Annotated in this window: 18 protein-coding genes; 13 read left to right on the plus strand and 5 right to left on the minus strand. The window is 61.2% G+C overall.

Features of this window, described 5'->3' with window-relative positions; genetic code table 11:
- Positions 1-67: 67 nt before the first annotated feature.
- Both AC1RO5_RS07105 and AC1RO5_RS07110 read left to right on the plus strand, forming a co-directional pair.
- Positions 68-625: a hypothetical protein gene (locus AC1RO5_RS07105; RefSeq protein WP_493174450.1), complete on the plus strand. Its 558-nt coding sequence runs from the start codon at positions 68-70 to the stop codon at positions 623-625.
- A 111-nt stretch (positions 626-736) separates the two neighbouring features.
- Positions 737-1555 carry a DeoR/GlpR family DNA-binding transcription regulator gene (locus AC1RO5_RS07110; protein ID WP_493173926.1) on the plus strand — a complete coding sequence of 273 codons (819 nt, stop codon included), beginning with the start codon at positions 737-739 and terminating at the stop codon, positions 1553-1555.
- A gap of 4 nt (positions 1556-1559) precedes the next feature.
- Here the strand turns inward: AC1RO5_RS07110 and otnI are convergent, their stop codons facing one another.
- From otnI to ltnD, 5 genes are all read right to left on the minus strand, one after another.
- Positions 1560-2342 (minus strand): 2-oxo-tetronate isomerase, encoded by a 783-nt coding sequence (gene otnI / locus AC1RO5_RS07115; RefSeq protein ID WP_493173929.1) that lies wholly within the window; start codon positions 2340-2342, stop codon positions 1560-1562.
- Between the two features lie 115 nt (positions 2343-2457).
- A complete protein-coding gene (locus AC1RO5_RS07120) occupies positions 2458-3918 on the minus strand; it encodes a GntT/GntP/DsdX family permease (RefSeq protein ID WP_493173931.1) in 1461 nt (486 codons plus the stop codon).
- Between the two features lie 205 nt (positions 3919-4123).
- Positions 4124-4762 (minus strand): 3-oxo-tetronate 4-phosphate decarboxylase, encoded by a 639-nt coding sequence (otnC, locus tag AC1RO5_RS07125; protein ID WP_007941469.1) that lies wholly within the window; start codon positions 4760-4762, stop codon positions 4124-4126.
- Complete coding sequence (gene otnK, locus AC1RO5_RS07130; protein ID WP_493173936.1) at positions 4759-6057, minus strand: 3-oxo-tetronate kinase; 1299 nt, start codon at positions 6055-6057, stop codon at positions 4759-4761. The genes otnC and otnK overlap by 4 nt, the downstream gene beginning before the upstream one ends.
- A 10-nt stretch (positions 6058-6067) precedes the next feature.
- A complete protein-coding gene (gene ltnD / locus AC1RO5_RS07135) occupies positions 6068-6973 on the minus strand; it encodes an L-threonate dehydrogenase (RefSeq protein ID WP_493173938.1) in 906 nt (301 codons plus the stop codon).
- Between the two features lie 599 nt (positions 6974-7572).
- Here ltnD and AC1RO5_RS07140 point away from each other — a divergent pair.
- The 11 genes from AC1RO5_RS07140 (at position 7573) to AC1RO5_RS07190 (ending at position 22359) form a co-directional block, all read left to right on the plus strand.
- On the plus strand, positions 7573-9459 hold the full coding sequence (locus AC1RO5_RS07140; RefSeq protein ID WP_493173941.1) for a 3-dehydroquinate synthase: 1887 nt from the start codon (positions 7573-7575) through the stop codon (positions 9457-9459).
- Positions 9456-10346: a UbiA family prenyltransferase gene (locus AC1RO5_RS07145; RefSeq protein WP_493173943.1), complete on the plus strand. Its 891-nt coding sequence runs from the start codon at positions 9456-9458 to the stop codon at positions 10344-10346. Before AC1RO5_RS07140 ends, AC1RO5_RS07145 begins: the two co-directional genes overlap by 4 nt.
- Positions 10343-11116 carry an EboA domain-containing protein gene (locus tag AC1RO5_RS07150; RefSeq protein WP_493173946.1) on the plus strand — a complete coding sequence of 258 codons (774 nt, stop codon included), beginning with the start codon at positions 10343-10345 and terminating at the stop codon, positions 11114-11116. Before AC1RO5_RS07145 ends, AC1RO5_RS07150 begins: the two co-directional genes overlap by 4 nt.
- A gap of 36 nt (positions 11117-11152) precedes the next feature.
- Positions 11153-12037 carry a TatD family hydrolase gene (locus AC1RO5_RS07155; RefSeq protein ID WP_493173951.1) on the plus strand — a complete coding sequence of 295 codons (885 nt, stop codon included), beginning with the start codon at positions 11153-11155 and terminating at the stop codon, positions 12035-12037.
- Positions 12034-13266: a metabolite traffic protein EboE gene (eboE, locus tag AC1RO5_RS07160; RefSeq protein ID WP_493173953.1), complete on the plus strand. Its 1233-nt coding sequence runs from the start codon at positions 12034-12036 to the stop codon at positions 13264-13266. The genes AC1RO5_RS07155 and eboE overlap by 4 nt, the downstream gene beginning before the upstream one ends.
- Positions 13256-14701: an alkaline phosphatase family protein gene (locus tag AC1RO5_RS07165; protein WP_493173954.1), complete on the plus strand. Its 1446-nt coding sequence runs from the start codon at positions 13256-13258 to the stop codon at positions 14699-14701. The genes eboE and AC1RO5_RS07165 overlap by 11 nt, the downstream gene beginning before the upstream one ends.
- A complete protein-coding gene (locus tag AC1RO5_RS07170) occupies positions 14680-15819 on the plus strand; it encodes a hypothetical protein (protein WP_493173955.1) in 1140 nt (379 codons plus the stop codon). The genes AC1RO5_RS07165 and AC1RO5_RS07170 overlap by 22 nt, the downstream gene beginning before the upstream one ends.
- 10 nt (positions 15820-15829) lie before the next feature.
- Positions 15830-18226: a hypothetical protein gene (locus AC1RO5_RS07175; RefSeq protein WP_493173956.1), complete on the plus strand. Its 2397-nt coding sequence runs from the start codon at positions 15830-15832 to the stop codon at positions 18224-18226.
- Between the two features lie 67 nt (positions 18227-18293).
- On the plus strand, positions 18294-19217 hold the full coding sequence (locus tag AC1RO5_RS07180) for a hypothetical protein (protein WP_493173957.1): 924 nt from the start codon (positions 18294-18296) through the stop codon (positions 19215-19217).
- A 19-nt stretch (positions 19218-19236) separates the two neighbouring features.
- Positions 19237-20547 (plus strand): hypothetical protein, encoded by a 1311-nt coding sequence (locus AC1RO5_RS07185; protein ID WP_493173958.1) that lies wholly within the window; start codon positions 19237-19239, stop codon positions 20545-20547.
- 3 nt (positions 20548-20550) lie between these two features.
- Complete coding sequence (locus AC1RO5_RS07190) at positions 20551-22359, plus strand: hypothetical protein (RefSeq protein WP_493173960.1); 1809 nt, start codon at positions 20551-20553, stop codon at positions 22357-22359.
- The last annotated feature ends 30 nt before the right edge of the window (positions 22360-22389 follow it).

The raw sequence follows: 22389 nt of genomic DNA on the forward strand, positions 1-22389 counted from the left end.
ATCCGAAGGCGGGCCATCCCGACGAGTCCATCAGCCACAGGGAGACACGGGACTAAGACAGGCGCTGTTGCTGGGTCTCGACCTGCTGCAAGGTCTGCAGCAGCATCGTGGTCTCGGCGGACAAGTCACCCGCGAGGCGCAACAACGTTGCCAGGCATTGGGGCACGCGCTCGACCAACGCTGGAGGGAGTGGCCTTATTCCGCACAGTGCCAGGCCTGGAATGCGTTGCGCCGCGACCCGGCAGATTTCGATGGTCATTGCCGCTTGCTGCAAGACCTGCTTGGCGCCATCCAGCACCTCGAACTGCAACGCTGTGCGCTCAGCCTGGCGCCCCCCAGCATTGCCGCGCGCTGCTGGGAGCTTGAAGAGTTGGGACGACTGCGCGGGCTGTCGGTACGCGCCGCCGCCCATCGAAGTTGCCCGTTGGAAATGCTGATTCAATTGCAGTACCTGCACGAACGCTTGCTCAAGCATGCCCCCCGTTCGCTGCACACTGCGCTCGAACAACTGCAACGCTGCCTGATCGGCACAACGACTGTGTCCATCACCCCGGCGCAGTGCTACACCCTCCTCACCCCATTGCTCGACGAACGCCTGGACGCTATCCGCCGGGATCTGGATTGAGGCTACCGCCACCGGAACAGTGATCCGCAACAACTCGTTCCTTTACTGTAGATTCGCTACTATGTGGGTCCCGCTTTCCTTGTCTGTGGATTTCTTCATTCTGGAGCCTGAATGCCTAGTCAAAAGGACATCGCCGCCGACAGCGGCGCACCGATGATTCCTGAACAGCGCCGTGAATTGATGCTGCGCCAGTTGCGCAAGCATCAGGTGCTGAGCGTTCATCAGTTGATGGAAATGTTCGACTGCTCGCACATGACCATCCGCCGCGATATCGCGCTGCTTGAACAGGAAGGCCGTGCTTACTCGGTCACCGGCGGCGTGCGAATCGCCAGCCAGCTCCACAGCGAGCCCAGTCATCAGTTCAAGGCAGTGGTCGAGTTGCCGCAGAAGCAGGCGATGGCCAAGATGGCCGCGCGGCTGTTGCATGCCGACATGACGATTTATCTGGATGCGGGGACCAGCACGCTGGAGATCGTCCCGTACATCAAGGCGCTGTCGGGAATGACCGTGGTGACCAACGACTTCGGGATTGTCCAGGCGCTGATCGATGCCCCCCATGTCACAGTGATTCACACCGGCGGGCAGCTGGATCATTCGAACCAGTCGTGCGTGGGCGGTCTGGCGGTGGCGACATTGCGCCAGATCGTCACCGATATCGCCTTCATCTCCACCAGCTCCTGGGATTTGCGTCGCGGCCTCACCACGCCGTCGGCGCTGAAGGTGGAGGTCAAGCAAGTCGCGATGCAATCGGCCTCGCAAGTGGTGCTGGTGGCCAGCAGTTCGAAGTACGGCACATTCAGCATGTACCGGATCGCCGGGCTCGAGCAGTTCGACATTATTCTCAGCGACGACGCACTGACCCCTGCCGCGGCCGATAGCATCCGCAAGCAGGGTGTCGAACTGCTGTTGCCCTCCGATAACAACCTGTAAGGCGTTAGCGCGCCTTCCAGTCCCGCAGCCACTGCAAGCCGGCCGACGTGTTGCCACGGGGCCGGTATTCGCACCCTACCCAGCCGTCATAACCCAACTGGTCGATCAGCTCGAACAGATAGGGATAGTTGACTTCGCCCAGGTCCGGCTCGTGTCGATCCGGCACGCCAGCGATCTGGATATGACCGATGCCGGCGAAGTCCCGACGCAGTTTAGTCGCCAGGTCACCTTCGACGATCTGGCAATGGTAGCAATCGAACTGAACCTTCAGGTTACTGGCGCCCACTTCCTTGCAGATGGCCTGGGCCTGATCCTGGCGGTTGAGGAAAAAGCCTGGCATGTCGCGCGTGTTGATCGGTTCCAGCAGCACGGTGACTCCGACCTTGGCGGCCTGCGCGGTGGCGTAGGCCAGGTTCTCCAGGTACACGCCGTGATGCCGCGGGCGATCGCTTTCCGACGGCAGCAGCCCGGCCATCACATGGATACGCGAGTTGCCCAGCACCGCCGCGTATTCCAGCGCGCGATCGAAACCGCTGCGAAATTCACTCTCCCGGCCCGGCAACGACACCGTGCCCCGCTCGCCCGCCGTCCAATCGCCGGGCGGGGCGTTGAACAGCGCCTGTACCAGGCCGTTGTCGCTCAGGCGTTGTTTGAGTTCCTGGGCGCTGTAGTCGTAGGGGAACAGGTATTCCACCGCTTCAAAACCATCGGCGGCAGCGGCGGCGAAGCGATCCAGAAACTCATGTTCCGGGTAGAGCATGCTGAGGTTGGCAGCAAAACGAGGCATGGTAGCTCCTATAAATGGCTTTCTTGTAGGCACCGAGCTTGTGGACAGGGGGGCTTGCCGGTGAAGTCAAGGACGCCTTCGCCGGCAAGCCATGCTCCAACAGGTCGACAGTGGGTTACACAAACGGCCAGATCAGCAAGGTAATACCGAATCCCAACGTGCCGAGCAAGGTGGTCAGCACGGTCCAGGTGCGCAGGCCGTCGGCCACGTTCAGCCCGGACAGTTTGGTGAAGATCCAGTAACCGGCGTCATTGATGTGGGACATGGCCAACCCGCCACCGCCCATGGCCAGGCACAACAGTGCCATGTGATTCGCCGTGAGGTTGAGGGTCGCGATCAGCGGGCTGATGATGCCGGCGGTGGTCACCAGCGCCACCGTGGTCGAGCCCTGAACCGCACGCAACAGCATGGTCAGCAGAAAGCCCAGCGCGAGCACCGGCAGACCGGTGGTGCGCAGCAAATCGGAGACCACCGCGCCGATCCCGGTATCCACCAGCACCTTGCCGAACACACCGCCGGCGCCGGCAATCAGAATCACCATGGCCACGCCAGGCAACGCCGAGCCGATCACGTCAGACACCTGGGTACGGCTCCAGCCCCGACGCGAACCCAGCAACCAGGCACACAGCAAGGTATCGATCAGCAACGCCACCAGCGGCGCACCGAGCACGGTCATGATGCCGCGCAGGGTCGAGTCGGCCGGCAGCAACGAGGTGGACAGCGTCCCCAGCAGGATCAGAATGATCGGCAACAGAATCAGGCTGACAATCAGACCAAAGCCCGGCGCGGGGGCCGGCGGCAACTTGGAAACGATAGCGCTGGTGGCTTCTTCCAGGCCCATGTGCGACGCGGCCACGGCGGCTCGTTCAGCGCTCTTGCCGTTGCCATTGGCCCAGGCGACCAGGTCTTCGTTGGTGACATGCGGGCCATAGACTTCGGCGCGGATGTCGTCGGTCATCGGGTACACCCGACGGGTCATGCGCCCGGCCACGCGGTAGCCGACATAGCAGAGGAACGCTGTGATCGGCAGACCGAACATCAGCACGCGGCCAAGGTCGGCGCCCAACTGACTGGCAGCGGCCACCGCGCCCGGGTGTGGCGGCAGGAAGGCGTGTACGGTCAGCAACGCAGCGCACATCGGCAGCGCGAACACCAACAGCGGCTTGCGCGCACTGCGAGCGACGCCATAGGCCAGCGGCATCAGGATGATCACGCCGACCTCGAAGAACACCGGCACCCCGACCATGAACCCGGCAATCGTCAGCGCCAGCGGCGTGCGTCGATTGCCGAAACGGGCCATCAACGTTTTGGCCAGTTCCTCGGCACCGCCGGAGAGTTCGATGATCCGCCCGATCATCGCGCCCAGGGCAATGATGATCGCGATGTGGCCCAACGTTTTGCCCATGCCGCCTTCGATGGTGGCGACCAGATCGGCCGGTTTCACCCCGGCCACCAGCGCCACCAGAATGCTCACCAGCATCAACGCCACGAACGGCTGGAACTTGTACTTGAGCACTAAAAACAACAACAGAGCGATCCCTAGCCCCGCGGTAACCATCAGGATTAACGGGCTCATTTCACAAGCCCTCCGCGCCGGGTGAACACAAGGGTGCTGCAACCGGGTCCGAAAATGCCGCAGTGAAGGTGAGTCATGCCTGGATGTCCTCTTGTTATTGTATTTTTCAGGCAAGCCGGGGTCGTGGGAAGTCGCTGCGCGGCTCCCGGACAAGGCCTGCTTTATCGGTCTTTCGTGTTCTATCGTGTTAAAAAGCTTCAGCGCACTACCAGTGCACGCCGAAGGCCGCTCGCAGCTCGTCCAGTGCTGCCTGATCGAGCGGTTCGGGCTTGGGATTGCTCATCAGCCACAACCGCGCGGTTTCTTCGAGTTCTTCCAGGGCGTAACTGGCCCTGGATACCGAACTCTCCCAGACCACCGGGCCCAGCCGTTCGAGCATCACGCCGCGAACACTGTTGGCCAGTTGTGCGACCTGTTCGGCAACCTTTGGCGAGCCGGGACGCTGGTAGCTGATCAACGGGATATGCCCGACTTTCATCACCTGATACGGCGTCAGTGGCGGCAGGATGTCGTTCGGTTGCCAGACACCCGCCAGGGTCAACGCCACCAGATGAGTGGAATGGGTATGCACCACGCCACCGACACTCGGGTTGCGGTCGTAGACCTGACGATGCAGCGCCAATGTCTTCGACGGCTTGTCACCGGACACCCATTCGCCAGCCAGATTGACCTTGGCGATGGTCGCCGGATCGAGGCGGCCGAGGCAGACATCGGTCGGCGTGATCAACCAGCCGTCATCCAGCCGTGCGCTGATATTGCCAGCGCTGCCGACGGTGTAACCGCGCTCATACAGGCTGCGGCCAACATCGCAGATTTCTTCGCGCAGGGCGTTTTCATTACTCATTGCGCACCTCCGGTCTGGGCCAGTTGCTTCAGCGCTTTGCTGAAGAAATCCCGACCACCGAAGTTGCCTGATTTGAGCGCCAGGGCCAGAGGCTCATCGGTGCTGCTGACCGTTGCCGGCACACCCGGATCAATCTGCGCGCCGATCTGCAGCAGTTGCACTCCCAGCGCCTGAACCACCGCGCCCGAGGTTTCACCGCCGGCGATCACGAAGCGCCGTACGCCGCTCTGGCGCAGGCCCTGAGCGATCTCACCCAAGGCATTCTCCACCAAGGTACCGGCCCGTTCGACGCCGAGTTGCTGTTGCACCGCCTTCACTTCATCCGGGGTGCTGGTGGCGTAGATCAATACGGTTTGTTCATTGCCCTTGGCGAAGGCCAGGGCCTGGGCAACCACCGGTTCACCGGCCGCCAGGGCCAACGGATCAATCCGCAGCGCGGGTCGACCAGCTTCGAGCCAGGCCGCGACTTGGCCATTGGTGGCGATCGAAGCGCTGCCGGCCAACACCACTTCACCGCCAGCCACCGCCGGGAGTTTCGAGGCGTCGAGGTCGCGCAACTTACCGGCGCGACGGAAGTTTTCCGGCAAGCCCAGGGCCAGTCCCGAACCGCCAGTCAGCAATGGCAAGTCGGCGCAAGCAGTGCCGAGGGTGTACAGATCCTGGTCCGACAAGGCGTCGGCAATCGCCATGCCGACACCTTCAGCCCGCAGTTCGGCGATGCGCCCGCGTACCTTTTCGGCCCCTTGGGCAATGGTGTCGTAACGCAACAGGCCGACGTTCAGACGGGTCTGCGATTGCAGCACCCGCACCAGATTGGCATCGGTCATCGGCGTCAGCGGGTGATGCTGCATGCCTGACTCGCTGAGCAGTTGATCCTGCACGAACAAGTGACCGCGAAAGATCGTCCGGCCATTCTCCGGGAACGCCGGGCACGCCAGGGTGAAGTCGCCGCCCAGCGCCGCCAGCAGTGCTTCGCTGACCTGGCCGATATTGCCGGCCCCGGTGGAATCGAACGTCGAGCAGTACTTGAAGAAAATCTGCTCGCAGCCTTGTTCACGCAACCAGGCCAGCGCGGCGAGGGACTGCTCGACCGCTTCGGCGACTGGAATGGTGCGCGACTTCAGGGCGATGACGATCGCATCGGCATCAAGCCCGGCCGCCACTTCGCTGCTCGGAATGCCGATGCTTTGCACGGTGCGCATACCGCCGCGCACCAGCATGTTGGCAAGGTCCGTGGCACCGGTGAAATCGTCGGCGATGCAGCCCAGCAATGGGCGTGCAGTGGTTGTGCTCATGGTGCGTTCCTCAAACAGGCTCGGTCTTGGCAGTCGGCAGCTCGATGCCAGGGAAAATCTTGATCACCGCCGAGTCATCTTCACGCCCGAAGCCTGCACTGGAGGCCTGCATGAACATCTGGTGGGCAGTGGCCGACAGCGGCAGCGGGAATTTGCTGGCCCGCGCGGTATCCAGTACCAGGCCCAGGTCCTTGACGAAAATATCCACCGCGGAGAGCGGCGTGTAATCGGCCTTGAGAATGTGCGGCACGCGGTTTTCGAACATCCAGGAATTGCCGGCGCTGTGGGTGATCACTTCGTAAAGCGCGTCGGCATCGACCCCTTCACGCAGGCCCAGCGCCATGGCTTCGGCAGAGGCCGCGATGTGTACCCCGGCGAGCAGCTGGTTGATGATCTTGACCTTGGAACCCAGGCCATGGCTGTCACCCAGGCGATAAACCTTACCGGCCATGCCCGCCAGTACCGCTTCGGCCTTGGCGTAAGCGTCGGCCGGGCCGGACGTCATCATGGTCATTTCACCGGCAGCCGCCTTGGCCGCGCCACCGGAAATCGGCGCATCCAGATACAGCAAGCCTTGGGCGGTCAGGCGCTGACCCAAGTCGACGGCGTAGGTCGGGGCCACGGTGGCGCAACCGATCACCAGGCTGCCAGGGCGCAACGCAGCGACGGCGCCACCCTCGCCAAACAATACGGTTTCGGTCTGCTCGGCATTCACCACCACGGTAATGATCACGTCGCACGCCGCGGCCATCTGCGCGGGCGAAGCGCACGCCACACCGCCCTCCCCGGCAAACTGTTCAGTCACCTGCGCACGCACATCACAGGCATGCACATTGAAACCACTGCGCAACAGCGAGCGGGCAATGCCCAGCCCCATCGCGCCCAGACCGACAACACCGACATTCTTGTTATTCATGGGGTACTCCTGAGGGAAGCAACAGCCTGTTCCACGCTGGCAAAGCGCAGGCGGCGGGCCGTGATGTAGAGATGGGCACCGGCGGCATGACCAGCGGATCGCCCAACACAATGGCAGCTACGATCGCTTGACACTGGTTGAGCAGATAATCCACCAATGAACAGATTATGTGAAGTATTTTTTTAAAATAACATTTTTTAACATCGACTCAGGAGCATCGATAGCCGCGACGCGCTTTTTTGTAGCAGCTGCCGAGCTTGCGAGGCTGCGTTCGGCGGCGAAGCCGTCGTGAATCCGACTGACCTGGTTTGCCTGATGCACCGCAGTTCTGGTTTTACGACTGCTGCGCAGCCGAACGCAGCCTCGCAGGCTCGACAGCTGCTACCGGTCGCGTTTACACAGGTGAAAAAAGTCAGATCGCCATCAGGCCGCCTTGCAAAAACACCACGACCGTCTAAGTTCAGAACTATCTCTACAGGCGTAACCAAACCGTACATAACCAGCCCCTCAGGCGAGAGAGTCTATTGATCTAAAACCGACCAGACGCTGCTTTTAATTACTGACACGGAATCAGTCATAACAATAAAGAGGGATGCTTGATGAAGCGCAGCCATGGGTATCGTGCGTTCTCGCAACGGGGGCCTGCCGGTCATTTCTGGATTTCATTGCTTTGCTTCTCAGGCCTGGTGATCGCCAGCTTTCTGTTGTTCGAACAGCAGATCCAGGACTTCCTGACCCATCTCAACCTGTACCTGCCCTCCACCCCCACCCAAAAACTCAACCTGGCACTGCTGCTGATCGCCCTGCTCGCACTGGACGTGGTGCTGCCGGTGCCGTCGAGCATGGTCGCGCTGCTGGCCGTGGCCATGCTCGGCGCTGTTGGTGGCTACCTGGTGATTTTCGTGGGGCTGTGCCTTGGAGCCGGGCTGGGGTATGCGCTGGGGGCGGGCTATTTTCGTCTGCTGTCCGGCCGCCTGGGCCTGCATCAGCGCCAGCCGGGGCAACTGGCGTACAAGCTGGGCACGCTGTCGTTGATCTGCCTGCGCGGCGTGCCGGTATTGGCGGAAACCTCGGTGGTGGCCGCCGGTATGCAACGTTATCCGCTGCGTGCATTTTTGTGGGTCACCACCCTGGCCAATGCCGGCCTGGCACTGACCTACAGCGCCATCGGCACCTACCTCGTCGAGCAGAACGCGCTGCTGGTAACTCTCCTCGCCAGCATGGTGTTGCCCGGGTTGTTTATCGCTGGGTACAGTCTGTTCAAGACCTTGCGCAAGCAAAACGCCGAGCAGCCCCTGCACGGGCGCTTCGAGGTCCGTTACGACTACCCGGTGGTGTTCACCGATCACCTGTTCGAGCCGTCCAATCCTTGTCTGCACCGCCAGCTCACCGCACGGCTCACCCCACAGCACAGAGGCCCGGTGACGGTGCTGGTGTTCGCCGATGAGCAACTGCTGAAAAGCGCTCCACACTTGCTGAATCAGATCGATACCTACTTTGCCGCGCATGCGGCGGACCTGCACTTGCAGGCCGCGCCGATTGCGGTGCCGGCCGGAGAACTGAGCAAGGATTCACAGGTGTTGCAACAGCTTTACAGCGACATGCTGCAGCATGGGCTGGACCGGCATTGCTATGTGCTGGCCCTGGGTGGCGGTGCGGTACTGGATGCGGTGGGCTACGCCTGCGCCACCTTCCATCGCGGCATTCGCCTGATCCGCATCCCGAGCACCGTGCTGGCGCAGAACGATGCCGGCATCGGTGTGAAAAACGGCATCAATGCCTTCGGCCAGAAGAATCTGCTGGGCGCCTTCTACCCCGCCACCGCGGTAATCAACGACTTCCAGCTGCTGACCAGCCTGACCCGCCGCGACCAGATCGCCGGGCTGGCCGAGGCGGTAAAAGTGGCGCTGATCAAAGACCAGGCCTTCTTCCAATGGATGGAGCAGCAGGCCGACGCCCTCGCCCACTTCGATCACTCGGCCAGCCGTTATGCCATTCGCCGCTGTGCCGAACTGCACCTGGCGCATATCACCGGTGCCGGCGACCCCTTCGAGCGTGGTAACGGGCGGCCGCTGGATTACGGACACTGGGCCGCGCACAAACTGGAAAACCTCAGTCAGCATCGGCTGCGTCACGGTGAAGCCGTGGCGGTGGGCATGGCTCTGGATGGACTCTATGCCAATGCGCTGGGGCTGTTGAGCGATGCCGACACCGAACGGGTTCTGAACCTGCTGCTCAAGCTCGGCTTCAGCCTGTGCCCGCCGGAACTGACCTTGAAAGATGCACAGGGACGCTCGCTGGTTCTGCTCGGTCTGGAGGAGTTCCGCCAGCACCTGGGAGGGCAACTCTCCATCCCCATGCTCAGCCGGATCGGCGAGTCGGTGGACCTGCATGAAATCGATGCCGCGCGGATGGAGCAAGCGCTGCAACGACTGTCCACCCGCATCGACCCGGCACTCACCCTCAGCGAGGGCTGCGCGCAATGAGCCAGACACCGCTGAACCTGAAAACCTGGATGACCCTCGGCCGGGTGTCCAACCTGCCCACGGTGTGGACCAACACCCTGGCCGCTGCCCTGCTCGCCAGCAGCGCCGGTGCCCTGGCGCCGCCGTCGTCACTGATGTGGATCCTGCTGTTGGCCGCGCTGTCGCTGCTGTATCTGGCCGGTATGTTATTGAACGACCTGCTGGACGCCGACTGGGACCAACAGCACCACAATCCCCGCCCGATCACGTTGGGTCTGGTCAGCCGCCAGCAAGTGGGGCTGGCCACTGCGCTGTTGCTGATGCTGGCCGCAGCCTCGGTACTGGGCCTGAGCCGACTGATCGACCAGCCGCACTGGTTGCTGGGTAGCGCCACCCTGTTGGTGGGCTGCATTCTCGGCTACAACCTGCTGCACAAGAAATACGCCCACAGTGTCTGGCTGATGGGCGCCTGCCGCTCAGCCCTCTACCTCACGGCGGCGGCCAGCCTCGCGGTGCCGCCGGAGCCGATCTGGCTCTGCGCCATTTTGCTTGGCGTCTACATCAGCGGCCTGACCTACCTGGCTCGTCAGGAACACGACAACCAACTGCTCAGCCGCCTCCCTCTACTGCTGATGTTGAGCCCGCTGGCGCTGGCGATCTATTCCGACAACGTCTGGTTCTGGCCGGTGCTGCTGCTCTGGCTTGGCTGGCTCGGATGGCACTACTGGCAGCACTTGGCCAACCCGCAGCAACGGCAGGTCCGCGCGTTTATCGGCGCTGGCCTGGCCGCCCTGCCATTGTTCGATGCCCTGGTGCTGGCCGTGGCCAACCAGCCACTGGGCAGCCTGTTATGCGTTCTGGTGTTTTTCCTGCTCCCACACTTCCAGCGCTGGATCAAACCGACATGAACATGGACGTCACTGCGCCGCCATCGGCGGCCCTCGAAATGCGCCACGACTGCCTTGCCGAACAACACCAGGCCCTCACCCAACAGCTCGATGACGCCGAGCTGCAGTGGTGGCGCCAGGCACAGGAGCGGCTGGCCCAACGCCCGGACGCCAATACTGCGGCGCTCCTGAGCAGCCAGTGCAAGCGCAGCCTCAAGGAGCAACCAGTGCCCCACAGCCCCGGCTGGAACCACGTGCAATTGGCTCGGGCGTTGTTGCTGTCTCAGGTCCTGAAGCGACAACCCCTCGCCGGGCAACTGCCCTTGCTGCGCCAGCTGTTTCTGTGGGGCGACGATCAGGAAAAAATCGCCACCTTGAAGGCCCTCGACTGGCTCGACAGCCGTGGGCTCTGCGTAGAGCTGGCGCTACAGGCTGGACGCACCAGCAACAGCCAGGTGTTCGCCGCCCTCGCCCTGGACACCCTTTACCCATCGCGCCATTACAGCGAACGGGCCTTCCATCAATTGGTGCTGAAGGCACTGGGCATGGGGCTCGATATACGACGCCTGATCGGCCTGACGCAACGACACAGCGTCACCCTCAACCAGCTGGCCCTCGACCTGCTGGACGAACAGCTTGCCGCCGAACGAACGGTGTCCGCCGGGCTGCCCCGAGTGATTGCCTTCGACCTGCTCAGCCCGGCGCAACGCCAGCGCCTGGCCGGCCTGAATCAGCAGCAACGCTTGCCGCCGGAATGGCACGAGCACCTGGCCGGCACCTCACAGAACTGACACTCAACGACTCCTTTTCCTTGACGAGGATTTACCATGCTCAAGTACTTCGACCCGCATATTCATATGGTCAGCCGCACCACCGATGACTACCAGAACATGGCTGCCGCCGGCATCACCGGGGTGATCGAACCGGCCTTCTGGCAGGGCCAGGCGAGGACCAGTGTCGGCAGTTTCATCGACTACTTCGACACCCTGCTAGGCTGGGAGCGCTTTCGCGCCAGCATGTTCGGCATCCATCACTTCTGCACCATCGGCCTCAACCCCAAGGAGGCCAATGACCTGTCGATTGCCAATGAAGTGCTGGAGATTCTGCCGCGCTACCTGGTGAAAGACGGCGTCGTGGCGGTCGGCGAAATCGGCTACGACGATATCACCCACGAGGAGGATCGCTTCCTCGCCGCTCAGCTGGAACTGGCCAAACAATTCAATTTGCCGGTGCTGGTGCACACCCCGCACCGCGACAAGATCGGTGGCACCAAACGCACCCTGGCGGTGATTCGCGAAGTGGGGATTGCCGAGCACCTGGTGATCATCGACCACCTCAACGAACTGACTCTGCCGCTGGTGCTGGACAGCGACTGCTGGCGCGGCCATTCGATCTACCCCAACACCAAGATGTCGGAACAGCGCATGGTCGCCCTGTTGCAGCAGTACGGCACTGAGAAAATGGTGGTCAACAGCGCCGCCGACTGGGGCATCAGCGACCCGCTCAAGGTGCCGAAAACGGGCGAAGCGATGCTGGCTGCCGGCTTCAGCAAAGCCCAGGTCGAACAGGTGCTGTTCCACAATCCCGTGGACTTTTTTGCCCAAAGCGGCCAACTGGACAAATCCCTGGTCAGCACCCCGCTGCCCATCGACCAGCGTCGGCAGTGGCAGGAAAACTCTGCCCTGCGTGGCCAGGAACCGGTGATCAAATGAGTGCCGGCACGGGTTGGGCTGCCGCGCAGGTCGGTTATTGCAGCAATGTGCACCCGACCCGTGACCTGGCGGGGCTACGGTCATCCATCGAACAGCATTTTCAGGGTGTGCGCACCCTGCGCGGCCTGAACGAGCAAGACAGTGGGCTGTGGATCAGCGCCCTCGCCGCAGCCGAATTACAACAGCCGTCGGCTCGCGCGGACTTCCTCAGCCTGCTGCAACGCAGCGGGCTGCGGCTGACTTCGCTGAACGGCTTTCCCTATGGCCAATTTCATCAGGGCGCGGTGAAAGCCGAGGTTTATTTGCCCAGTTGGGCCGAGCCGGAACGGCTGGCGTACAGCCTGAATCTGGCGCGGATCCTCGCCGATGCGCTGCCGCCGGACTGTCGCCAGGGGGTGATTTCCACCGTGCCGCTCGGCTATGCCGCCAGTTGGAGCCCGCAGTTGCAGCAGCAAGCCGAACATCTGCTGCGCCAGCTCACCGCTGCGCTGGCCAGCCTGCATCGGGAGACCGGCAAGAAGATCGTGTTCTGCCTGGAGATGGAGCCGGACTGCGTGCTGGAAAACACCGACCAGGCGATCGCCTTCTTCCACCGCTACCAAGCCAGCGACCCGCACCATGACTATCTGGCGCTGTGTTTTGATGTCTGCCATCAGGCCGTGGTTTTCGAACACTGCTATCAGTCGCTGGAAAAGCTGCGTCAGGCTCGGGTGCCGGTCGGCAAGATTCAGCTGTCCAACGCGCTGATTTGTCGCCTGCCCGCTGAAGACCACAACCGGCGCGAACACGTGCTCAAGACCTTGAGCGACTTCGCCGAAACCACTTACCTGCACCAAGTCAAAGCCCGCGATGCGCGGGCGCGGTTATCGGGCTGGGCCGACCTTCCCGCAGCCCTCGACGATTGCGCCAACAACCTGGGGCAATACCCCGAACTGCGGATTCATTTCCACATTCCGTTGTTCAGCGAACACTTGCTGCTGCCTGAGCTCAGCGGCAGCCAGATCGCCCTGTCGCAGACCTTCGACTTTCTCGCAGACCATCGGGATTTTCGTCCCGTGCTGGAAGTGGAAACCTACAGTTGGGGCGTCCTGCCCGCGCAACTGCGGCCCAACACCGAGCACGCTCAACTGCAGGGAATCGCCGCGGAGCTGCATTGGGTCGAAGACCAATTGCGCCAGCGTCAATTGCTGCAACCCCAAGTGCGGGAGGCGTACGCCGATGCCCTCTGATCACGAGCGTCAACCGTTGCTGCTGATCAACGTGGTCGGGCTGACACCGGCGCTGCTGGGGCCGGCGACACCGCACATCAATGCCCTGTTGAAAACGGCAAAAATGGCCAGCCTGCAACCGGTGTTTCCGGCCGTCACGTCGACGGTGCAGGCCTCGATTCTCACCGGTCTGTCGCCGTCGGAGCACGGCATCGTCGGCAATGGCTGGTATTTTCGCGACCAGGCCGAAGTGCGTTTCTGGCTGCAACCCAACGCACTGATCCAGGGAGAAAAGGTCTGGCAGGCGCTCAAGCGTGAGCTCCCCGGTTTTCGCTGCAGCCAGTTGTTCTGGTGGTACAACATGTATGCGGACGTGGACGCCGCCATCACCCCACGCCCGCACTACCCGGCCGATGGCCGCAAGATGTTCGGCTTGTATTCGTCGCCGGCCTCGTTGCATGAGCGTATCGAGCAGCAGATCGGCGAATTCCCGTTTCCGGGTTTCTGGGGCCCGGCGGCCGGCATCGCGTCGAGCCGCTGGATCGTCGACTGCGCCATCGCCGAATTCCAGCTCGATCGACCTGACCTGCAGTTGGTCTACTTGCCACATCTCGACTACTGCCTGCAGCGACTGGGCCCCGATCATCCGTCGATTGCCGACGAGGTGCGGGCCATCGACCATGAAGTGGGTCGCCTGCTGACCTTTGCCCAGGAGCAAGGCGCGGCGGTGATGCTGTTGTCCGAATACGGGATCGAAGCGGTACAGCAATCCGTATCGATCAACCGATTGCTGCGCTCGGAAGGCTTGTTGCAGGTGCGCCAATCGCTGACCTGGGAGTTGCTCGACCCCGGCGCCAGTGCGGCCTTTGCCGTGGCCGATCATCAGATCGCACATGTCTACGTGAAGCAGGCGCAAGACATTCCTCGCGTCAAAGCGCTGTTGCAGCGCCAGCCCGGCATCGAGCAGGTGCTGGATAAAGCCGAACAACGAACCTGGCAACTGGATCATCCGCGCAGCGGCGAGCTGGTGACCGTGGCTGCGCCGGGTTACTGGTTCGATTACTACTACTGGTTCGACGATCGCAAGGCACCCGACTTTGCCCGCACCGTGGACATCCATCGCAAGCCCGGCTACGACCCGCTGGAACTGTTCATCGACCCGGCCATTCGCTTCCCCAAACTGAAAGTGGCGCGCCGCCTGCTGCAGAAAAAGCTCGGCTTTCGCTACTACATGGACCTGATTCCGCTGGACACCCGCCTGGTCCGCGGCAGCCATGGCCGCCTGCCCGACAGCGAGAACACCGGCCCGCTGCTCATCACCAATTGCGATCTGCCGTTGCCGCAGCGTCTTGCGGCCACGGCAGTGAAGCAACTGCTCCTGGAACACTTCCTGGGGCACTCACACACCGACCCGGCCAATGCCAAGGAGCTTCCATGCGGCGAGCCATTTCTATAACAGTTCTGAGTACCCTGGCCGGTTTGGCTCAGGCTCAGAGCACAAACACCTTTGACTGCAGCAACTTCCTGCAGTTTGGAGGAAACGTCGACAAGACCCGGGCCGCGTTTGCCCAGAGTCCCGAGACCATGGCCTGGAACTGGTTCGTCTGCCTGAACCAGCCCGCCGCTGCGGGGAGCCCCAACCGCGAGTGGGAATCCATGAAGCCCTCCGACCAGGTCTACCTGGCCAATGGCGCCAAGCCCGCCTCCTATGGCACGGCCGCTCCGCCCCCGGACGACGTGCTGACGCAGGCCAAGGCGCTAGGAATGGATATGTCCCGGACCATCCATAACCTCAATGCCATCCAACAGGTCGATGGCCTCATTCTGCAAATGGGCGGTGCGGTGCCCCCGGCAGAAAAAGGCAGTCCCGTGCGCTTTCAGCTGCTGATGGGCCAGGGCACTTTCGATTACATCGTGCAGAAGCAGGTCTACAACATGAACGGCCAGGCCGCCCTGACCAGCAATCTGGAGTTTCCGCCCATTGCCTGGGAGTTGAAATCCGCCTGGCTGTGGGTCGGCTCCGATACGACCTACAAACAGAAACTGGAAAACGACGGTTACTACATCGCCCAGGCCTATTACCTGCAAGACGGTAAGTACAAGGTCGGTTATGCAGCATTGAGCGGCTTGCACGTCGTCAACAAACTGAACACCAACTGGGTCTGGGCTACTTTCGAAAACGTCAACAACAGCAAGTACACCGTAACCAACGCCCCATCGTCCGCTCCGATGACCAACACCACGGGGCCGACGCCGGCCGCCAAACCAGTCAATACCAGCTTTCAGGCCGCTTATCCCGCCCTGGCGAAGTACGAACTGATCGGGGTTGTCCAGCCCAACACCCAGATACTGGCCAACTCCCAGCTGGAATCGGCCTTCCAGAAGACGTCGGACTGCCAGGCCTGTCATGGCACGGCCGCTTATTCGAGCACAAAGGGTTACTTCAATTTCGCGCTGAAGGACGGGAGTGGTGGCATCGTCTACCCCACCTCCCCGCTGCCGGACTCGGCCTTCGTCGGTTACAACAAACTGGATTTTGTCTGGTCGCTGAAGCGCGCCCAGTGGCAACGCTAAGGAGCATGACATGAGCGTATTGAATTTCCCCCGCATCTACCTCAACGGCCATATATTCTGGAACCCGCCGACGGCCAACAACAACGATCAGTTTCCACTGTATGACGCGGTCAACATGGATATTAACTGGCCGTTTGTGAAGCAGTACGACATCACGAGCGACAACGCCCCCTGCACGCTGATGCCCTGGCTCATCACGGCTCTGAAGATGGAGAATGTCCCGTCTTATGTGCTGCAGGTGCCGACCAACGCCGACCCGAAACACTACCCGTACATGCCCGCCGAGTGGGATCTGTTTGGCGACAATGCCTGCGGCACGGTGACCTACACAGATGTCCAAAAGAAGGTGGATATCCGCTCGCAGGTTATTGGTGGTGAGCTGCAGGCCAACACCTACATCGCCCAGGATGCACTGGTCGGCAAGAACTACCAATTACTTGGCAACCCCCTTGGCAGCAAAGACCCTACTGCCGCGCGCTTCGTGGATATCAGCCCGTGGCAAAACACCTTCACGGCGTTGTATTTCGACAAGCTGGTGCTGGGTGATGACAAATGCGGCCTGACCCTCAATCGCCGACACCGGATGATGGACCGTTTCCTGAATTTCAATTGGGCGTCCTTGGGTGGCCTGGCGTACGTCACCACCACCTGGCAAACCTGTTTTCCCCGGGAAAATCTGGAATGGGTCGTCGGCGACTCGGTCCTGTTGAGTAACCTTCAGCAGCAGATGACGCAGCAAGGCGCCCAAGGGCTGATGTTCAGGTTCTCCACTTACCTGACCTGTTACGACAGAAACGGTATTTTCAACGACTTCAAGCACATCAATACCCGCTCCAATGCAACCCCGGACACGACACGTGTGCACGATATGTATCAGCTGGGCCTGGACAACGTCTCCGAAATTTTCTTCAACCCTGCTTACAGTCGCACCGCAGCGACCCTGGGCCTCTGGTTCGCCGACGAATACCCTACCGCGCCCGCCGGCCGCCGCCTGGTGCCCGCTAGCGCCGTACCTGTTTATGAAACAAACCAGAATGTCGAGGCCGCCGAAATCACCCTGGGCGTGATGTCGACCCAGATTACCGACAACACCCTGTCGCTGGATCTAACCAATACTTTTCCGTTTTATCCGGTGGACCCCGCCGCCGATATCCTTACCGCCGAAAAATTCCAGGCCGGCAACTATCTACTGGGCGTGCGCAAGGATAAACAGTTCACTCCGGTGATCAACTTCGGCTTCGAGCAGTATCGACAAGCAGCCTTCGACAAACGCTCCGGCCTGCTGGATTTCGAACTCGACGATACGGCCAAGGCAATACTGCAATCAGGCCCTCTGGAACTGCAACTACAGGGCACGCAGCAGCCCCAGATCGTCTCCAGCCAACAGAGGTGGACCGCCGAAGTGATAGAAAGCGGCAGTTTCATCGACGTGGGTGATCACAAGACGCTGCAAATCATGGTGCAGAAGGATGGCCAGCCAGCGGCCGACACCACGCTGTGGGTGGCGGAGTACAACAACCCCTACATGGTAACCACCAGCGACTACTTTCTGGCATTCAGTAACCAGGCCGATTTCACGCTGTTCTATGACGACCCGACAGACCGTAATCTGAACCAGGCCAATCTGCCGCAATTCAATGACGCGCCCTCGGTATCAAACTACCTGGCCACAGGCAGTGGGCGGCGGCTTACCGCCCTGAAGAACGTGCATCAGCCGAGTGGCACACCAGTCGGTTATCAGCAATTCCTGCATGGCCCGGGGAAACCGGTTGCGGTCGATTTGCGTCCTTGCCTGACACTCGATGCAGCCGTCTCCAAGACCGGGACGCTGCACGACGCGCAAAACAGCACCGTAAGCTACACCGTTGCACAGATCACCACCGACGCCAGCGGCATTGCCCGGCTGGGCATCAGCGCTCAGGCCCCGGGCTTCCCCACATTGCGGTTTTTCGTGCAGGAAGATGGCAAGGACCCGGCCATTCCCTTCAGCTTCAGCTTCACCGAGGCCTACACCGATTTCCTCGCCCCGATACGCGTCCTGCCACTGGATCCGCAGCTGCAACAAGACTTCATCGACAAGTGGAATTCCATCTACAAGGATACGAACGCCGCAACGGAGCTATGGGACAAATTCCTCTACCCAAAAATCTTTCAGACCTTCTATTACCTGTACCCCATCATGAACAAGTTCATGCCGCTCAACTCCCGGGCACGCGTTGAAGGCGCCATCGACCAGCTGATTTTGCTGATCAGCAAGGATTACCAGGATGAAAGCACGCTCGCGATGCCCATTACCCGTGACATGTCGCAGAGTCGGCGCGCCGTATTGGAGCTCTGGGCGCACGCGCTGGTGAAACAGAATTACCCACCCAAAAAACTCAGCATGAGCGACTACGGGCAGTACTGAAACAACAATGCTCAAACAGGACCACCGGGTGACGAGCCTGTCACCCGGCACTTCACAGGAGTGTCATATGAAAGCCAGCATTTTGAACCGGCTGTTGCTGCTGACCCTGCTGCTCATCCCGACTCTATTCGCCCAGGCGGACAGCGGTGCCGTGTACTTCACCATGGGGGTGCACAACACCGAGGGGTGCAATGAACAGAACGGCAATTGCATCGCCACACGAGCACCGGGTGAGCCTTCCGATCCGTTTTTCCCGGCGTTCTGGATCAGCGACTGGACCATGTACCGGGTGATGCACAACTACGAAAAAAACCCGCCGCCCTACAGCAATCCACCCACCACCCTGACCCCAGCGGACTACACCGTTTCTCGCGGGACCAGCTATTACGACACCGCCTACATCCCGCCGGATGGCGACGGTTTTGGCGCGATGATGGAGCACTACGAGAAATACTGTTTGCCGATTTTCCCGATCAAGAACAACAACTACACCTGCTCGTTCGTGTCCCTGGGCAACAAGGCGTACTTCCTGACTTACCCGCAAGACCGCCCCAAAGACATGCCGGCCTGTTGCATGTTTTCACCGATGAATCATCCGCCACGGCAAGACTTCATCCAGCACCTGCCCTACAGCGCCGAGCGCAGCAAAAACCTTAATGGCAGCGTGCAGGCCTACGCGCTGGACCTCGATTCGCCGCAAGGTCCGATCCTGTTCGGCTATGCCTTTTACAAAAAACCATCGGGACAACCGCCCTACCGGCATCCCCAGTCGTTCTTCTTCTCCGGTGACACCAGCGTCGCCAATGCGCCCATCGTCAGCCAGAACTACACCAACTTCCGCATCGCCAAACCGGACCCGGCCCAGACCTGGGCGCAAGTGGCCGCCATGTGCCCGGCGAATCCGCCGCCCTGCCAATTGTTCGAGCCACCGGCGTCACAGAGCAACGGCCAAAAGGCGCAGTGGAACAAGCTCATGCAGCGCAAACCCTGAACAACGACGAAGGATCGCCATGAAAACCACATTCCGTCTCACCGCGATGTTAGTGGGCCTGGCCAGTCTGCCGGGGCTGGCCCCGGAGCAGGCCCTGGCTCGAGAACAGGCCATGCCGTCGACGCAGGCCAGTAACCTGAGTTGCCAGCCCCCCAGCACCGCGCCGGTCGCCACGGCCAGTCAGGACAAGTTCGATCAATACAGCTGGCAGATGTTCATCGCCTTGAACTGGCCCGCACAGGACGGGCAACGAGGTGATCCCGACTGCGCCAAACAGCTTGGGGATCCCGGCTACACCGTTTGGCAAACCTACAAGACCGTGGAGGAAATCTTTCTGCCGAGGGGCGCCAACCCTGGCCCGTGGAATACCCCGCAGACCGCCAAAAGCCTGGGCATCATCAACATCGCCGCGCTGAAGAACAGCACTCAGGTGAATGCCGTCGACCAGGCCGTCGGCGGCTGGCTGATCGACCAGGCGGGTAACCCGACCTACTACGACATCTCGGCCAACGAGACGTCCTACGACTACATCGTCAACAACAACTTCTATAACGCCAATGTCGTTTCCAAAGCCAACAACATCAACTTCCCCAATGGGGTCATCGAGGTCAAGTCGAGCTGGCGCATCCTCACCACCAGCGACAATGCCAGCCACTACCTGACCATGCTGGCGCGCGTGGCCACGTTCAACGACCAGGGCCAGCGCACCGGTGTCACCGAGGCCTACCTGGGCCTGGTGGGCTTGCACATCATCACCAAGGTCAACGGCTATCCGCAGTGGATCTGGTCGACCTTCGAGCAGATCGACAACGTTCCGCCCAAGGAACTGGTAAACGGTGCGTGGGTCGATCAGCCGACACCCGGCACGACCTACTCCTACTTCAACCCCGCCGCGCCCCTCGTCAGCCTCAACCAGTCGCCATGCGACTGGCAGACTCAGGGCGGACAACTGGTCTGCGTGCCCAAGCCCGGCACCACGTTCCAGACCCCGAACCCGCTGAACCGGGTCACCCCGATTGCCGAGATCACCAACGGGGTGAACACCAATTACCGCACCGATCCGGACGTGCAAAAAAGCGTGTTGAAGTACTACCAGCTCATCACCACCCAACGCCCGCTGATGCCGGACAACCCCAGCAACCCACTGGGCCAGCCGACCCCGTCGCTCTCGGCCAACGTGACCATGGAGAGCTACATCCAGCCCAACAGCAGCTGCATGAATTGCCACTCGATGGCGACACCGGTCAAGAGCCCCTACAAGGCCGATTTCTCTTACCTGTTCAAATTCGCCAATGCGCCTGTCGGCAAAACCACCAAGGACGAGGAATAGATCATGAGCATTCTCAATGGACCACGACTGAATTTCTGGGGCGGCATCCGCACAGACGTCAGCCTGCCGAACAACTCCCCCACCATTCCTTACGACGGCAATGATGAATGGCCGCTCTTCGACCTGACCACCTCGACCCTGGCACCGAGCGCCGAGTCTTACACCGACGATCAGCTGAACAATATGATCAACGCGCCCGACGGCGACTACTACACCGCCGGCGGCTGGAATCACTATGGGCAGCATGTCGTCGACATGCAGAACGCCTTGATCAGTTCCCAGGGTAATCCGGGCAGCATCAGCACCACCGGCGACATGGTTGACCAGCCGGTTTATCTGCTCGGCTCGGTGGACCCGGTGACCGGACAAGGCCCCGTCTCCGGCCCGATGATGGTGGACCTGGACCCGACCTCCTCAACGACCACCCAGATTTTCGTCGGCGGTCTGCAAATTGGCGGTAACAGCGACATCCAGTTGCTGATTCGCAGTAATACCGTGTGCAGCAGTTTCGACGTGGCGGGACGTGTGCTGTTGCCCGCGAAAATGGATGCGCCGGGATCTTTCCACGCCAGCGGTACATTTCAACTGACCTTCCCTTTGAGCAGCATCGTCAGCTGGAACCAGAACAGCAGTGGCCTGCGCTCGATCATCCAGGCACCGGGTGCGACCGGCATTGTCCTGCGTTTCGTCATGTTCGAAATGTGCCCCACGATGACCACCGAACAACTGGACGCCGATTATGCCGCCGGCAAATACACCCCCAACCCGAGCACCGGCCGGGTCATCGGCACACTGGCCCCGGCCTTCGCCGACGAGCCGCTGATCTGCCAGCCGGGCCGGCAACTGGTCAACCAGAGTACGGGGAATGCCGGCTATGCCGACCTGGGCGGCAACGGTTACCTGAGCATCGACATGGTGAATGTCATTCCGAAGGAAACCTTCAGGGCCGTCAGGGACGATATCACCAGCCCTATCGGACCCAACGCGAACTACGGCCCCGTCACCATCACCGCAGGCACCACCACACTGGCCACCCTGGACCCGACCAACCGCTTTTTATTCGACTACTACGTGTATGGCGGCATCGTCGACCTGCCCCTGACCGCCAACCAGCTACAGGCAGTGCAGACCACCGCCTTGGCGATCAACGCGCCCGGCAAGGTCGCCGGTACCACGTTGCAAGCCACCGAATCGACTTATCGGGTGTACGCCGATCAGCGCAACGTGTATCTGGAGGACTACCCCAATGGCCTGTCGATCACCTTGCAGGTCAGGTACCTGGGCGGTCCTGTTCCCAGCGTCACCGAAATCGACCTGCAGGCTGCTGCTCCTGCCGTGTACGATGAACCGCAATATTGGGACTTCCTCGATTTTCCTGCATCGCTGACCGTCAACCCCGGCCAGCTCGCAATCAGTTTCCCGGTCAATGTCAAAACGGGTTCTGCCGCCCAGGCGGGTTTTGTCGCCCTGACCTGCATCGCCAACGGGCTTCCCAGCAGTGGCTACTTCACCAGTTTTCGCAAATACGCACAGACCGACTTCGGCATCCCCGCGGGCACCAACATCACTTGGGAACTGATGTACCCCAATGTCCTGCGCTTTCACTACCTGGCCTTCCCCGCCATGTCGCGCTACATCCCGCTCAATCAGCCCGACGCGGTCATGGGCGCCAAGAACCCGATCCTCGCCCGAACTTCGGATGCGTACAAAGGCACCACCCTGTTCATGCCCGTGGTGCGCTCGATGTCGCCCTGCCAGCGGGCGCTGCTGCGGGCTTATCTCACCGGTGAACCGTGGCAACCGCCGCAGTAACCGCATCCATCCCTTATTCATGGAGAGAGC

It is taken from the genome of Pseudomonas sp. GW822-FHT02G04, assembly GCF_058802085.1.

What these genes read in the sequence shown, in the direction of transcription:
- ltnD (WP_493173938.1), bottom strand. Translation starts at nt 6,973, where the DNA reads ATGAATAACAAGAATGTCGGTGTTGTCGGTCTGGGCGCGATGGGGCTG.
- AC1RO5_RS07185 (WP_493173958.1), top strand. Translation starts at nt 19,237, where the DNA reads ATGAAAACCACATTCCGTCTCACCGCGATGTTAGTGGGCCTGGCCAGT.
- AC1RO5_RS07180 (WP_493173957.1), top strand. Translation starts at nt 18,294, where the DNA reads ATGAAAGCCAGCATTTTGAACCGGCTGTTGCTGCTGACCCTGCTGCTC.
- otnC (WP_007941469.1), bottom strand. Translation starts at nt 4,762, where the DNA reads ATGAGTAATGAAAACGCCCTGCGCGAAGAAATCTGCGATGTTGGCCGC.
- otnK (WP_493173936.1), bottom strand. Translation starts at nt 6,057, where the DNA reads ATGAGCACAACCACTGCACGCCCATTGCTGGGCTGCATCGCCGACGAT.
- AC1RO5_RS07140 (WP_493173941.1), top strand. Translation starts at nt 7,573, where the DNA reads ATGAAGCGCAGCCATGGGTATCGTGCGTTCTCGCAACGGGGGCCTGCC.
- AC1RO5_RS07175 (WP_493173956.1), top strand. Translation starts at nt 15,830, where the DNA reads ATGAGCGTATTGAATTTCCCCCGCATCTACCTCAACGGCCATATATTC.
- AC1RO5_RS07155 (WP_493173951.1), top strand. Translation starts at nt 11,153, where the DNA reads ATGCTCAAGTACTTCGACCCGCATATTCATATGGTCAGCCGCACCACC.
- AC1RO5_RS07150 (WP_493173946.1), top strand. Translation starts at nt 10,343, where the DNA reads ATGAACATGGACGTCACTGCGCCGCCATCGGCGGCCCTCGAAATGCGC.
- AC1RO5_RS07145 (WP_493173943.1), top strand. Translation starts at nt 9,456, where the DNA reads ATGAGCCAGACACCGCTGAACCTGAAAACCTGGATGACCCTCGGCCGG.
- AC1RO5_RS07190 (WP_493173960.1), top strand. Translation starts at nt 20,551, where the DNA reads ATGAGCATTCTCAATGGACCACGACTGAATTTCTGGGGCGGCATCCGC.
- AC1RO5_RS07110 (WP_493173926.1), top strand. Translation starts at nt 737, where the DNA reads ATGCCTAGTCAAAAGGACATCGCCGCCGACAGCGGCGCACCGATGATT.
- otnI (WP_493173929.1), bottom strand. Translation starts at nt 2,342, where the DNA reads ATGCCTCGTTTTGCTGCCAACCTCAGCATGCTCTACCCGGAACATGAG.
- AC1RO5_RS07170 (WP_493173955.1), top strand. Translation starts at nt 14,680, where the DNA reads ATGCGGCGAGCCATTTCTATAACAGTTCTGAGTACCCTGGCCGGTTTG.
- AC1RO5_RS07165 (WP_493173954.1), top strand. Translation starts at nt 13,256, where the DNA reads ATGCCCTCTGATCACGAGCGTCAACCGTTGCTGCTGATCAACGTGGTC.
- eboE (WP_493173953.1), top strand. Translation starts at nt 12,034, where the DNA reads ATGAGTGCCGGCACGGGTTGGGCTGCCGCGCAGGTCGGTTATTGCAGC.
- AC1RO5_RS07120 (WP_493173931.1), bottom strand. Translation starts at nt 3,918, where the DNA reads ATGAGCCCGTTAATCCTGATGGTTACCGCGGGGCTAGGGATCGCTCTG.